Source organism: Klebsiella sp. K5-306, from assembly GCF_051835185.1.
GTDB classification, from domain to species: Bacteria; Pseudomonadota; Gammaproteobacteria; order Enterobacterales; family Enterobacteriaceae; genus Klebsiella; species Klebsiella oxytoca.
On sequence record NZ_JAIFJY010000012.1, the window covers coordinates 146,778 to 160,491 of the forward strand.

Annotated in this window: 14 protein-coding genes and 1 other annotated feature; of the genes, 11 read left to right on the forward strand and 3 right to left on the reverse strand. The window is 54.5% G+C overall.

What is annotated here, in order from left to right; all coding sequences use genetic code 11:
- The first annotated feature begins 43 nt into the window (after nt 1-43).
- Together sltY and trpR are read left to right on the forward strand one after the other, a co-directional pair.
- Complete coding sequence (gene sltY, locus K2184_RS18825) at nt 44-1,981, forward strand: murein transglycosylase (RefSeq protein ID WP_004108446.1); 1,938 nt, start codon at nt 44-46, stop codon at nt 1,979-1,981.
- Between the two features lie 117 nt (nt 1,982-2,098).
- Nucleotides 2,099-2,431: a trp operon repressor gene (trpR, locus tag K2184_RS18830; protein ID WP_004108439.1), complete on the forward strand. Its 333-nt coding sequence runs from the start codon at nt 2,099-2,101 to the stop codon at nt 2,429-2,431.
- Here the strand turns inward: trpR and yjjX are convergent.
- Nucleotides 2,412-2,933, reverse strand: coding sequence for an inosine/xanthosine triphosphatase (gene yjjX / locus K2184_RS18835; RefSeq protein ID WP_016809140.1), 522 nt, complete (start codon nt 2,931-2,933; stop codon nt 2,412-2,414). The genes trpR and yjjX overlap by 20 nt on opposite strands.
- Nucleotides 2,934-3,047: 114 nt before the next feature.
- Between yjjX and gpmB the strand changes: the two genes are divergently transcribed.
- Nucleotides 3,048-3,695, forward strand: a complete 648-nt coding sequence (gene gpmB, locus K2184_RS18840; RefSeq protein ID WP_004108435.1) for a 2,3-diphosphoglycerate-dependent phosphoglycerate mutase GpmB — start codon at nt 3,048-3,050, stop codon at nt 3,693-3,695.
- On the opposite strand, the gene robA is transcribed toward gpmB, so the two are convergent.
- Nucleotides 3,692-4,561, reverse strand: a complete 870-nt coding sequence (robA, locus tag K2184_RS18845; RefSeq protein ID WP_004108433.1) for an MDR efflux pump AcrAB transcriptional activator RobA — start codon at nt 4,559-4,561, stop codon at nt 3,692-3,694. The genes gpmB and robA overlap by 4 nt on opposite strands.
- A gap of 209 nt (nt 4,562-4,770) precedes the next feature.
- Between robA and creA the strand changes: the two genes are divergently transcribed.
- The 4 genes from creA to creD are packed head-to-tail and all read left to right on the forward strand — an operon-like array spanning nt 4,771 to nt 8,798.
- The gene (gene creA / locus K2184_RS18850) at nt 4,771-5,244 is read left to right on the forward strand and encodes a protein CreA (RefSeq protein WP_004110391.1); all 474 of its coding nucleotides are present in this window, start codon (nt 4,771-4,773) and stop codon (nt 5,242-5,244) included.
- A 12-nt stretch (nt 5,245-5,256) separates the two neighbouring features.
- Entirely contained in the window at nt 5,257-5,943 is a 687-nt protein-coding gene (gene creB / locus K2184_RS18855) for a two-component system response regulator CreB (protein ID WP_004108429.1), read from the forward strand.
- A 2-nt stretch (nt 5,944-5,945) separates the two neighbouring features.
- The gene (creC, locus tag K2184_RS18860) at nt 5,946-7,370 is read left to right on the forward strand and encodes a two-component system sensor histidine kinase CreC (RefSeq protein ID WP_163524584.1); all 1,425 of its coding nucleotides are present in this window, start codon (nt 5,946-5,948) and stop codon (nt 7,368-7,370) included.
- Nucleotides 7,371-7,427: 57 nt separating this feature from the next.
- The gene (gene creD, locus K2184_RS18865) at nt 7,428-8,798 is read left to right on the forward strand and encodes a cell envelope integrity protein CreD (protein WP_196557058.1); all 1,371 of its coding nucleotides are present in this window, start codon (nt 7,428-7,430) and stop codon (nt 8,796-8,798) included.
- A gap of 53 nt (nt 8,799-8,851) precedes the next feature.
- On the opposite strand, the gene arcA is transcribed toward creD, so the two are convergent.
- A complete protein-coding gene (arcA, locus tag K2184_RS18870) occupies nt 8,852-9,568 on the reverse strand; it encodes a two-component system response regulator ArcA (protein WP_002887843.1) in 717 nt (238 codons plus the stop codon).
- Between the two features lie 95 nt (nt 9,569-9,663).
- On the opposite strand from arcA, the gene yjjY reads away from it, so the two are divergent.
- The 4 genes from yjjY to thrA all read left to right on the forward strand — a co-directional run bounded on the left by yjjY (nt 9,664) and on the right by thrA (nt 13,714).
- A complete protein-coding gene (gene yjjY / locus K2184_RS18875; RefSeq protein ID WP_001541509.1) occupies nt 9,664-9,804 on the forward strand; it encodes a protein YjjY in 141 nt (46 codons plus the stop codon).
- Nucleotides 9,805-10,202: 398 nt separating this feature from the next.
- On the forward strand, nt 10,203-10,889 hold the full coding sequence (locus tag K2184_RS18880) for a tRNA/rRNA methyltransferase (protein WP_004110401.1): 687 nt from the start codon (nt 10,203-10,205) through the stop codon (nt 10,887-10,889).
- A gap of 212 nt (nt 10,890-11,101) precedes the next feature.
- The gene (gene thrL / locus K2184_RS18885) at nt 11,102-11,170 is read left to right on the forward strand and encodes a thr operon leader peptide (RefSeq protein WP_004222578.1); all 69 of its coding nucleotides are present in this window, start codon (nt 11,102-11,104) and stop codon (nt 11,168-11,170) included.
- Nucleotides 11,109-11,226, forward strand: a sequence feature (Thr leader region). Its footprint overlaps the gene before it by 62 nt.
- A gap of 25 nt (nt 11,227-11,251) precedes the next feature.
- Nucleotides 11,252-13,714, forward strand: coding sequence for a bifunctional aspartate kinase/homoserine dehydrogenase I (gene thrA, locus K2184_RS18890; RefSeq protein ID WP_023320300.1), 2,463 nt, complete (start codon nt 11,252-11,254; stop codon nt 13,712-13,714).

A 13,714-nucleotide genomic window follows, 5' to 3' on the forward strand; every position in this document is an offset into this window, starting at 1 on the left:
CGGCATGATGCTGCTGTGATGTACCTGAATAGAGGAAGAGCTTGTGGAAAAAGCCAAAACTGTGACGTGGCGTCTTCTGGCCGCCGGCGTAAGTCTGCTGACGTTAAGCCAACTGGCGCATGCGGATTCACTGGATGAACAGCGCAGCCGCTATGCTCAAACTAAACAGGCATGGGACAACCGACAGATGGATGTCGTCAATCAGCTGATGCCCACCCTGACGACCTATCCGCTTTATCCTTATCTCCAGTATCGTCAGATAACCGACGATCTGATGAACCAACCGGCGCTGGTGGTCACCAATTTTATCGCCGCTAACCCTACGCTGCCTCCCGCACGATCGCTGAAATCCCGCTTTGTTAACGAACTGGCGCGTCGCGACGACTGGCGAGGCCTGCTGGCGTTTAGCCCGGAGAAACCGACCGGTACCGAAGCGCAGTGTAATTACTACTATGCGAAATGGAACGTCGGCCAGACTCAGGAAGCCTGGGATGGGGCGAAAGCGCTGTGGCTGAGCGGCAAAAGCCAGCCAAACGCCTGCGATCGGCTATTTGGCGCCTGGCGGGCCTCAGGTCAGCAGGATCCGTTGGCCTATCTTGAACGGATCCGTCTGGCGATGAAGGCGGGAAATACCAGCCTGGTAAGGGTTCTGGCCCAGCAGATGCCGTCCGATTATCAAACGATTGCGACGGCGGTTATCGCGCTGGCTAACGATCCGAATAGCGTTATGACCTTTGCCCGTACAACCGGCGCGACGGATTTTACCCGCCAGATGGCGGCGGTCGCCTTTGCCAGCGTTGCGCGGCAGGACGTGGAAAATGCGCGCCTGATGATCCCTTCATTAGCGCAGGCGCAGCAGCTTAATGAAGATCAAATCCAGGAGCTGCGTGACATCGTCGCCTGGCGACTGATGGGCAGCGACGTGACCGAAGAGCAGGCCATCTGGCGCGACGACGCTATCATGCGCTCCCAATCGACTTCGTTGGTGGAGCGCCGGGTACGTATGGCGCTTGGTCTTGGCGATCGTCGCGGCCTGAATACCTGGCTGGCGCGTTTGCCGATGGAAGCGAAAGAGAAGGATGAATGGCGCTACTGGCAGGCCGATCTGCTGCTGGAGCGCGGGCGCGATGATGAAGCGAAAGATATTCTGCGCTCGCTGATGCAGCAGCGCGGTTTCTACCCGATGGTCGCAGCCCAGCGCCTGGGCGAGGAGTACACTTTCCGTATTGATAAAGCTCCCGCTAATCTCGATCCGGCGCTGACCTCCGGGCCGGAAATGGCGCGAGTCCGCGAGCTCATGTACTGGAATATGGACAATACCGCCCGCAGCGAGTGGGCCAATCTGGTCACCAGCAAGACCAAAGATCAGCAGGCACAGCTGGCGCGTTACGCGTTTAATCAGAACTGGTGGGATCTCAGCGTTCAGGCCACGATCGCCGGGAAACTGTGGGATCAGCTGGAAGAGCGTTTCCCGCTGGCCTATAACGATCTTTTCAAACGCTACATCAGCGGGAAAGATATTCCGCAAAGCTACGCGATGGCCATTGCGCGTCAGGAGAGCGCCTGGAACCCGAAAGCCGGTTCACCGGTAGGTGCCCGCGGTCTGATGCAGATTATGCCGGGTACGGCGACGCATACGGTGAGCATGTTCAGTATCCCTGGCTATAGCGGTCCATCGCAGCTGCTGGATCCGGAAATGAACATCAACATTGGTACCAGCTATCTGCAGTATGTTTATCAGCAGTTTGGCAATAACCGTATCTTCGCCTCAGCGGCCTATAACGCCGGGCCAGGGCGGGTGCGCACGTGGCGGGGCAACAGCGGCGGCCGTATTGACGCGGTGGCGTTCGTCGAGAGCATTCCGTTCTCTGAAACGCGCGGCTACGTCAAAAACGTTTTGTCCTATGATGCCTACTATCGCTATTTTATGGGCCAGAAAGATGCTCTGCTGAGCGATGCGGAGTGGAAGCTGCGCTACTAGCGCTGTCGTTTTCGGGCAACATTGCAAAAGGCGATGTTGCCCGAAATCCGTAGAGTCCGGACAGAAGTATGTTATGCTTTGTACTCGTTAGTGAGTACATCCGACAGGTGGCGTAACATGACCCAACAATCCCCCTATTCAGCAGCGGTAGCCGAACAGCGCCATCAGGAGTGGCTGCGTTTTGTCGCGCTCTTACAGCAGGCGTACGCCGACGATCTTCATCTGCCGCTTTTACAGCTTATGCTGACCCCCGACGAGCGCGAGGCGCTGGGTACGCGGGTACGTATTATTGAAGAGCTGCTGCGCGGTGAGATGAGCCAGCGCGAGCTAAAAAATGAACTCGGCGCCGGCATCGCGACTATCACCCGCGGTTCGAACAGCCTCAAGTCAGCGCCGCCGGAGCTGCGTTTATGGCTGGAACAGTCGTTGTTTAACGCTGGCGATAAATAGCGTTATGAAACGGACTTAGCGCCAGCACGACGGCCTGATGATAAACGCTGCTGCGGGTCAGTTTTCCGGCCGTAAATACGCCGATTGCACCCTCTTTACGGCCAATTTCATCGATGCCGGTATGCTGAGACATCACTGGACCCAGCGCTTCCCCTGCCTGAACTTTTTCAAGAATGACCTGCGGCAGCGGTAGGGTTGCCGAGCGCGCTTCGCCGCGCAGGCTACCGTTATCGATGATCACCCAGCTAAAAGTGCTGCCCTCGTCGATTCCGGCTTCAATGGCGACCCAAAAGTCCGCATTTGGCTGCGCAAGACGCGCGTTAGCCACGCGATTTCGTGCGCCAGCGCGCGTTTCGTCGCTACCAAAAGGCTGTTCCGGCACGCCGCTCTCGACGGAGACGGACTCAATGTGGCAGGATCCTTCGCCGAAGATCTCGTTGAAAGCCTGCAGAATTGCCTGAATTTTGGCGGGATTAGTGGTAGCTGAGACAACATGGTGCATAATCAAAATAACTCAGAATGACTTAACATCATCGCAGTATACTCCAAACCCTTCTTGTTGCAGGCGGCTATGCTTGAAGCGAGAGGGTTAAGAGCTCATAACGGATAATAAAGCATGTTACAGGTATACCTTGTTCGCCACGGTGAAACGCAGTGGAACGCCGAGCGACGTATTCAGGGCCAGTCCGACAGTCCGCTTACCGCCCACGGTGAGCGTCAGGCCTGGCAGGTAGGCGAGCGCGCCAGAACGCTGGGGATTACGCATATAATTGCCAGCGACTTAGGTCGGACGCGGCGTACCGCAGAAATCATCGCTGAAGCCTGCGGATGCAGCGTCATAACCGATTCACGCTTGCGTGAGCTGGATATGGGCGTGCTGGAAAAGCGCCATATTGACTCGCTAAGCGAAGAAGAAGAGGGCTGGCGTCGCCAGCTGGTCAACGGCACGCCCGATGGGCGTATCCCGCAGGGGGAATCGATGCAGGAGCTGAGCGAGCGTATGCATGCGGCGCTGGCATCTTGCCTGGAACTGCCCGCAGGCAGCCGGCCGCTGTTGGTGAGCCACGGCATGGCGCTGGGATGTCTGGTGAGTACGATTCTTGGTTTGCCGGCATACGCGGAGCGACGTCTGCGTCTGCGCAACTGCTCCATTTCCCGCGTTGACTATCAGCAGAGCCCCTGGCTGGCGTCAGGATGGGTAGTGGAAACCGCGGGGGATGTTTCGCATCTTGATGCCCCCGCGATGGATGAACTACAGCGTTAACGACGAATCGGGATCAGGTATTCGCAGCGTAGCTGAATGGGCGGTTCCTGATTCCGGCTTTCATCTTCCGGAAAGAAACGTTCGATATCCAGACCTTTACGGCGGGTGAGGTTGAGCATCGGCATGCAGGTGCCGTAAACCGTCAGAATAAATTCCTGTAACCCGGTACCCAATCCTTCGTAGGTAAACATCACGTACTCGCCGCCTTCCAGCGTCACCGGATGGGCGTTGTGCAGGTGACCGTTAGCCAGCTCCGGCGTCAGCGCGGTGGTGTAGAACACCTCCTGCTCATCGTCTTTATCCATGCTGGGGCGCGGTTCGTGCAGGCCGTACAGCGTCGGGGGAATTGACGGCGTATTGGCGAGGAATTCACGCCAGAACTGAACGCGCATCTGATTACGAAAATCGGAGATCTCTTCCAGCTTACAGGTATAGCTCTGAGTGACGCCAACCAGCTGAGTGGTGTTCAGCGTGACGAATTCATACTGCGGCATGGTGAACTCGCCCAGACGCAGCGGAGGGCGCATACCGTAAGAACTCCAGTCTGGAGAGCGTCGATAGAGGGCTGGCGTCAGCGAAAACTGCTTTTTGAAAGCACGCGTAAACGTCTGCTGCGAATCAAAACGATACTGCAGCGCGATATCGAGAATCGGACGTGCGGTCAGGCGCAGGGCAACCGCTGACTTAGATAAGCGACGGGCGCGAATATAGGCACCGATGGCGTGGCCGGTGACGTCCTTGAACATTCTTTGCAGATGCCACTTGGAATAACCTGCCTTCGCTGCCACATTGTCCAGTGAGAGTGGCTGATCCAGGTGACCTTCCAGCCAGCTAAGGAGATCGCGAATAATCCCTGCTTGATCCATAAAATATCCCCATCCTTAAACTCAGGTGCCTGATACTAAAGGTAGCGGATAATAGCATTTTTTGATGTTTTAGCATTCAGTGTTTTTTTTGCTTTTAAATGCGATTATTCCACAAGTATCGGTGGTAATTTTGTAAAGCTGTGATCTATAAAACTTTTCTTCATAATGAGTGATTATCACTCAGCTAAATTTTTAAGAATGGTAACAATATGAAATACAAGAAGTTAGTTGCAGGAATGTTTTTACTGGCCGGCTGTCAGGTGGCCCAGGCGGAGCAAATCGGCTCCGTGGATACGGTATTTAAGTTTCTTGGTCCGGATCATAAAATCGTCGTGGAGGCCTTTGACGATCCGGATGTCCAGAACGTGACGTGCTACATCAGTCGCGCAAAAACCGGCGGAATTAAAGGCGGGTTAGGCCTGGCGGAAGATACCTCTGATGCCGCAATTTCCTGTCAGCAGGTGGGGCCCATTGAGCTGACGGATAAAATTAAAAACGGGAAAAAGCAGGGCGATGTGGTATTCCAGAAACGCACCTCGCTGGTTTTTAAAAAGCTGCAGGTCGTGCGTTTTTATGATGCGAAACGCAATGCGCTGGTCTATCTGACCTATTCAGATAAAATCGTTGATGGCTCGCCGAAGAATGCGCTTAGCGCCGTGCCGATTATGCCATGGAATAAATAACAGGGAACGCCGATGCAACAACCGCGGATCTGGTTGGTGGAAGATGAGCTCAGCATTGCCGATACGCTTGTCTACATGCTGCAACAGGAAGGATTTATCGTTACGGCGTTTGAGCGCGGGCTACCCGCTCTGGATGCCGCCCATCATCAAATACCCGATCTGGCGATCCTCGACGTCGGGCTGCCGGATATCAGCGGTTTTGAGCTATGCCGTCGTCTGCTGGCCCGCTATCCGGCGTTGCCGGTGCTGTTCCTGACGGCCCGCAGCGAAGAGGTGGATAAGCTGCTTGGCCTGGAAATCGGCGCCGATGATTATATCGCCAAGCCCTTTTCCCCTCGTGAAGTGTGCGCCAGGGTGCGCACCGTCCTGCGGCGGCTGCAAAAATTTGCCGCGCCTTCGCCGCTGCTACGGGTAGGGGAATTTACTCTGCATGACGCTGCGGCTCAGGTTACGTGGTGCGGACAGCCCCTGAATCTGACCCGCTATGAGTTTTTATTATTAAAAACGCTGCTTCACTCTCCCGGCCGCATTTTTTCTCGCCAACTGCTGATGGAGCAAGTTTGGGGCGACGCGAACGAGAGCTTCGATCGCACCGTGGATACCCATATCAAAACGCTGCGCGCGAAGCTGCGAGAAGTTAACCCCAATATCTCCCCTATTAGTACGCATCGCGGCATGGGATACAGCCTTGGAGGTTAGTGATGCGCATCGGAATGCGGCTGCTGCTGGGCTATTTTTTGATTGTCGCTATCGCGGCCTGGTTTGTGCTTTCCATCTTTGTCCAGGAGATTAAGCCCGGGGTGCGGCGGGCAACGGAAGGTACGCTGATTGATACGGCCACCTTGCTTGCCGAGTTGGCCCGCGAGGATTTACTCTCCGCCGATCCCCAGCATGGGCGGCTGGCCCAGGCTTTCCAGTCGCTTCATCGACAACCGATTAACGCCAATATCGCCGGCATTAATAAAGTGCGTAACGAATATCATATCTATCTGACCGACGCGCAGGGCAAAGTGGTGTTTGATTCGGCGGGCAAAGCGCTGGGACAGGACTATTCGCGCTGGAACGATGTCTGGCTCACTTTACGCGGTCAATATGGGGCGCGCAGTACCCGCAGCGACCCGAACGACGACAACAGCTCGGTGATGTATATTGCCGCGCCGGTGAGCGACAATGGCCGGATCATTGGCGTGCTGAGCGTTGGGAAACCCAATCTGGCCATGGCCCCGGTAATCAAACGCAGCGAGCGCCGTATTCTGTGGGCCGGAGGCGCGCTGCTGGGTATCGCGCTACTGATCGGCGCCGGGATGGTGTGGTGGATTAATTTCTCCATCGGCAAGCTGGTTCGCTACGCGGACTCCGTGACCGCCGACCGCCCGGTTCCGTTGCCGGATGTCGGCGGCAGCGAACTGCGTAGGCTGGCGCAGGCGCTGGAGAGTATGCGCCTTAAGCTGGAAGGAAAAAACGCCATTGAAAACTACGTGTATGCCTTGACCCATGAGCTGAAGAGCCCGCTGGCGGCGATTCGCGGCGCAGCAGAAATCCTCCAGGAAGCGCCTCCGCCTGAGATCGCCGCGCGTTTTACCCGTAATATCCTGGCGCAGAATGCGCGTATGCAGTCGCTAGTAGAAAATTTACTCCAGCAGGCCCGGCTGGAGAATCGGCTGGAGATCGCCAGGCGTCCCGTCTCTGTAGCGGCGCTTTTTCGCCGCCTTGCCGAGGAGCGAGAGATCGCGCTGGCGGCGAAAAACCTCAGGCTACGCTGGCAGGAGACAACCCTGACGGTTGAGGGCGATCGCGAACTTTTGGCGCAGGCGTTGGGCAATCTCCTTGATAACGCTATCGATTTCACTCCTGTGGAAGGAGAGATCCTGCTTGGCGCGGAAGAAAACGATGGCGGCGTACTCTTGACCGTAAGCGATACGGGAAGCGGTGTTCCAGACTATGCGCTGGGGCGTATTTTTGAGCGTTTCTACTCACTGCCGCGCGACGATGGACATAAAAGCAGCGGCCTGGGGCTGGCATTTGTGCGTGAGGTTGCGCGCCTGCATCAGGGGGATATTCAGCTGATTAATCGCCCTGAAGGCGGGGCGTGCGCTTTGCTGAGACTTCACACTCACTTCACATAGCTTCAAACTCTCCCCACATAGCCTCTTTATGGTGAGCGCATCACTAAGGAGAGGGCTATGTTGAAATCATCACTATTCTGGAAAATGAGCACCCTGCTGGGATGTATTTTACTGTTGTCGATCCCGCTGATGATTGTCAGACAGCTGATCGACGAACGCGCGGATTATCGTAGCGACGTCATTGAGGCTCTGGAGAGCAGCACCAGCGGGGCGCAGAAGCTGGCCGGGCCGCTCATCGCCATTCCCGTAACCGAGACGTTGACTCGGGTTGAGGGCAAAAAAACGGTCGAATATCAAAACCATTGGGTGCATTACTGGCTGCCGGAGACGCTGGCGGTTAACGGTAATCAGGACGTTGAATCCCGGCGGGTCGGTATCTATGAAGGGCAAATCTGGCACAATAATCTCAGCATCAAGGCGCATTTTGACCCGGCACGAATCACGGCGCTCAGGAAAAGTACGATTACGCTGGGGAGGCCATTTCTGGTCGTTAGCGTTAACGATGCGCGCGGGATTGGCGAGATTAAGGCTCCTGAGGTCAACGGCGAGACGCTGTCCGTTGAGCCAGGGCCCGGCACTGGCGAGAGCGGAGAGGGCATTCATATGCCAATGCCGCTGTTGTTACCTGAACAAAAAGCGCTGGATATTGAATTCACACTTAATCTGAATGGTAGCGGCAGCTTCTCGGTGGTACCGCTTGGGCGCAACAGCACGCTACAGCTAACCAGCAACTGGCCGCATCCGGGATTCCTTGGCGATTTTTTACCCGGCAAGCGTGAGGTTAGCCCAACAGGCTATAGCGCACAGTGGCAAAGTACCTGGTTTGCCAACAATATGGCCAGGTTTTTTGTCGATGACCGGGAAATTGAGTGGCGTCAGCTACCTGCATTCAACGTGAATGTCACCACGCCTGCCGATCAATATCAGCTGACCGACAGGGCGACAAAATATGCCATTCTATTGATAGCACTGACATTTATGGCGTTCTTTGTGTTTGAAAGTTTAACCCTTTATCGTATGCACCCCATGCAGTATATGCTGGTGGGGCTGTCGCTGGTTATGTTCTATCTGGTGCTGCTGGCGCTGTCCGAACATATCGGCTTTACGTCATCATGGATTGCCGCCAGTTTGATCGGCGCGCTCATCAATGGCGTGTATCTTCAGGCGGTGCTGAAAGGGTGGCGGAATAGCTTTCTGTTCGTCTGTGCGCTACTGCTGCTGGATGGCATTATGTGGCTGCTGCTGCGTTCGGAAGATAGCGCATTATTGCTGGGTACCGGTGTGCTGCTGCTGGCGTTAAGTGCGCTTATGTTCCTGACTCGCCATGTTGACTGGTACGCGTTATCTCTGCCGAAAGCCAAAGATAATCAGCCAGGCGTTGGCGATGATGTTGGCGATGATGACGATAGGCTCAGGATCTGGAAATAAAAAAACGGCGCGAATAGCGCCGTTTTTACGTTATGACAGCAAGAAAAACGGAGTTATTCCTGCAGGTCGCCACAGAAGCGGTACCCCTCGCCATGAATGGTGGCGATAATTTCCGGGGTGTCCGGAGTGGACTCAAAATGCTTACGAATGCGACGGATGGTCACGTCCACGGTACGGTCGTGCGGCTTCAGCTCACGGCCGGTCATTTTCTTCAGCAGTTCTGCACGCGACTGGATTTTGCCCGGATTTTCGCAGAAGTGCAGCATGGCGCGGAATTCACTGCGCGGCAGCTTATACTGCTCACCATTTGGGCTTACCAGCGAACGGCTATTGATATCCAGCTCCCAGCCGTTGAACTTATAGCTTTCTACGCTGCGGCGTTCTTCGCTCACGGTACCCAGGTTCATGGTACGGGAGAGGAGGTTGCGAGCGCGGATCGTCAGTTCACGCGGGTTGAACGGTTTAGTGATATAGTCATCGGCGCCGATTTCGAGGCCAAGGATTTTATCCACTTCGTTATCGCGACCGGTGAGGAACATCAGCGCGACGTCCGCCTGCTCACGCAGCTCGCGTGCTAACAGGAGACCATTTTTGCCTGGCAGGTTGATATCCATGATCACCAGGTTGATATCATTTTCAGACAGGATCTGATGCATTTCCGCGCCATCGGTCGCTTCGAATACATCATAACCTTCTGCTTCGAAAATACTTTTTAACGTGTTGCGTGTTACCAACTCGTCTTCAACGATAAGAATGTGCGGGGTCTGCATGTTTGCTACCTAAATTGCCAACTAAATCGAAACAGGAAGTACCAAAGTCCCTGACCTGCCTGGTGCATGTCGCAAATTAACATGCCCGGCGTAACATGACTAAAGTACGTAATTGCGTTCTTGATGCACTTTCCATCAACGTCAACAACATCATTAGCTTGGTCGTGGGTACTTTCCCTCTGGACCCGACGGTGTCAAAAACGGCTGTCATCCTAACCATTTTAACAGCAACATAACAGGCTAAGTGAGGCATGACACCCAATAAAACTACGCTTCGTTGACATATATCAAGTTCAATTGTAGCACGTTAACAGTCATGTGAAATCATTGCATCTAAACCGGATTCACACTCACAATTCATACCCTGCTCAATTAGTTGCAATGAGCAAATAATAAACGTGGTGAATCCAAAGCTTCAAAACGTATTCGGGCATAAATCTCATTGCCAAACATACGGATAAAGCTGTTCTGTTAACATACTCTGTGTCATGGTGCCTTGGGAATAGTTTAGTTTTTTTTATGGGTGATAAAGCTCAAATTTAGTGATTTTTGTTGCAAATTTGTAAATTTACGGCGCGTAAAATGAAGGGGTGAATTGTCATTTCCACGCCTGGAAAAGCAAAAGAGAGAACGAATGCGTTTATCAATAGTATTAGTGTCCCCGGCACGGGCAGAAAACGTGGGTGCGGCAGCCAGGGCAATGAAAACTATGGGGTTTAGCGATATGAGGATCGTCGATAGCGAGGCTCATTTGCAGCCTGCCGCGCGCTGGGTCGCGCACGGCTCTGGCGATATTCTCGATAATATTCAGACTTATGCCACTCTGGAGCAGGCGCTCCACGATGTCGATTTTACCGTCGCCACGACGGCCCGCAGCCGGGCTCGTTTTCACTACTACGCGACGCCGCACCAGCTTTTACCGCTACTGGAAGAGAAAGCGCAGTGGATGAATCATGCCGCGCTGGTATTTGGCCGTGAAGATTCCGGTCTGACCAATGAAGAGCTGGCGCTTGCCGATGTGCTGACCGGCGTGCCGATGGCGGCAGACTATCCTTCGCTGAATCTGGGGCAGTCGGTGATGGTATATTGCTATCAGCTGACCTCTTTGCTGCAAAAAACCACGACCGTAGCCCCAGGCGTCGATGACAATCAGCTGCAGGCGTTACGTCTGCGCACGCTCGATCTGCTCAATCGCCTCGGCGTAGGCGACGATATAAAATTGACCGACTGGCTTCAGCAGCGAATAGGTCTTCTGCAGCAGCGAGACACCGCCATGCTGCATCGTTTACTGCATGATATTGAAAAAAACCTTCCAGAGTAAAGCTCTGCCATGTTGTTTCCACATGGTTTTATGTGCTAAAAAACAACGAAGAAATGCGTAAATACGGATGAAGTATCAGGTTGTTGTGGCGTATTGGCCAGGTGCATAAAAACCGGCTAAAAGTAGAAATTCATTGACTTACGTCGGCAGATACTTTAACCAATATAGGCACAGGACACAGACAGATAAAAATTACAGAGTACACAACATCCATGAATCGCATCGGCATGATCACCACGATTATCACCACCACTATTACCACAGGTAACGGTGCGGGCTGACGCGTACAGGAAACACAGAAAAAAGCCCGCACCTGAACAGTGCGGGCTTTTTTTTCGATAAAAAATCAAGGGGTCATAACCATGCGTGTGTTGAAGTTCGGCGGTACATCAGTGGCAAATGCAGAACGTTTTCTGCGTGTTGCCGATATTCTGGAAAGTAATGCCAGGCAGGGGCAGGTAGCGACCGTACTGTCTGCCCCGGCGAAGATCACTAACCACCTGGTTGCGATGATCGAAAAAACGATCGGCGGGCAGGATGCGTTGACCAATATCGCTGATGCCGAACGCATTTTCGCCGAACTTCTGCAAGGGCTCGCCGATGCTCAGCCGGGCTTTCCACACGCTCAGCTGAAAGTTTTTGTCGAGCAGGAATTTGCGCAAATCAAACACGTTCTGCACGGTATTAGCCTGCTTGGGCAGTGTCCGGATAGCGTTAACGCGTCCCTTATTTGCCGGGGTGAAAAGCTCTCAATCGCCATTATGGCCGGCTTGCTGGAAGCGCGCGGTCATAACGTCACGGTGATTAACCCGGTTGAAAAACTGCTTGCCGTTGGCCATTACCTCGAATCCACCGTAGATATCGCAGAGTCGACTCGTCGCATTGCCGCCAGCCAGATCCCGGCTGACCATATGGTGCTGATGGCGGGCTTTACCGCGGGTAACGAAAAGGGTGAGCTGGTGGTGCTGGGGCGTAACGGCTCTGACTACTCCGCAGCGGTACTGGCAGCCTGCCTGCGCGCCGACTGCTGTGAAATCTGGACCGACGTTGACGGCGTTTATACCTGCGACCCGCGTCAGGTCCCGGATGCGCGTCTGTTGAAGTCGATGTCCTATCAGGAAGCGATGGAGCTTTCCTACTTCGGCGCTAAAGTTTTGCACCCGCGTACTATCGCCCCCATCGCCCAGTTCCAGATCCCCTGTTTAATCAAAAATACCGGTAATCCGCAGGCGCCGGGTACGCTTATCGGCGGCAGCAGCGATGAAGACGATCTGCCGGTGAAAGGTATCTCTAATCTCAACAACATGGCGATGTTCAACGTCTCCGGTCCGGGGATGAAGGGGATGGTTGGCATGGCGGCGCGCGTGTTCGCCACTATGTCCCGCGCGGGAATCTCCGTCGTACTTATCACCCAATCCTCATCCGAATACAGCATCAGCTTCTGCGTGCCGCAGAGCGACTGCGCTCGGGCGAAGCGGGTAATGGAAGATGAATTCTATCTGGAGCTGAAAGAGGGGCTGCTTGAGCCGCTGTCGATCATGGAACGCCTGGCAATTATTTCGGTTGTCGGCGATGGCATGCGGACGCTACGCGGGATTTCCGCCAAATTCTTCGCTGCGCTGGCGCGCGCCAATATCAACATTGTGGCGATTGCACAGGGCTCTTCCGAGCGCTCCATCTCCGTTGTCGTCAGCAACGATGATGCGACTACCGGCGTTCGCGTGACGCACCAGATGCTGTTCAATACCGATCAGGTGATTGAAGTGTTTGTGATTGGCATCGGCGGCGTCGGCGGCGCGTTGATCGAACAGATTAAGCGCCAGCAGGGCTGGTTGAAGAGTAAACATATTGACCTGCGCGTTTGCGGGGTAGCCAACTCTCGCGCTTTACTGACCAACGTACACGGTCTGAACCTGGAACACTGGCGCGATGAGCTGGCGGAAGCCAAAGAGGCGTTCAACCTGGGACGACTCATTCGTCTGGTGAAAGAGTACCATCTGCTGAACCCAGTGATTGTCGACTGTACCTCCAGCCAGGCGGTGGCCGATCAGTATGCCGATTTCCTGCGCGAAGGCTTCCACGTGGTGACGCCGAACAAAAAGGCCAATACCTCATCGCTGGATTACTATCATCAGCTGCGTCATGCCGCGAGCAGCTCACGACGCAAGTTTCTCTACGACACCAACGTCGGCGCGGGGCTGCCGGTAATCGAAAACCTGCAAAATTTGCTGAATGCCGGTGATGAACTGCTGCACTTCTCCGGTATTCTGTCCGGCTCGCTGTCATTTATCTTCGGCAAGCTGGATGAGGGCGTAAGCTTCTCTGCCGCGACGAAGCTGGCGCGTGAGATGGGCTATACCGAACCGGATCCGCGCGACGATCTTTCTGGCGTTGATGTCGCGCGTAAGCTGCTGATTCTGGCTCGTGAAACCGGGCGAGAGCTGGAGCTGTCTGACATTATCGTAGAGCCGGCGCTGCCGGCGGATTTTGATGCCAGCGGCGATGTTGACAGCTTTATGGCGCGTCTGCCGTCACTGGATGATGAGTTTGCTTCACGGGTCGCTAAAGCGCGCGATGAAGGTAAAGTCTTGCGTTATGTTGGCAATATCGAAGAGGATGGCACCTGCCGCGTGAAAATTGCCGCGGTAGACGGCAACGATCCGCTGTTTAAAGTGAAAAACGGCGAGAATGCGCTGGCGTTTTACAGCCACTATTATCAGCCACTGCCGCTGGTGCTGCGCGGTTATGGCGCGGGGAATGATGTCACCGCGGCTGGCGTTTTTGCCGACCTGCTGCGTACCCTGTCATGGAAGTTAGGAGTTTAA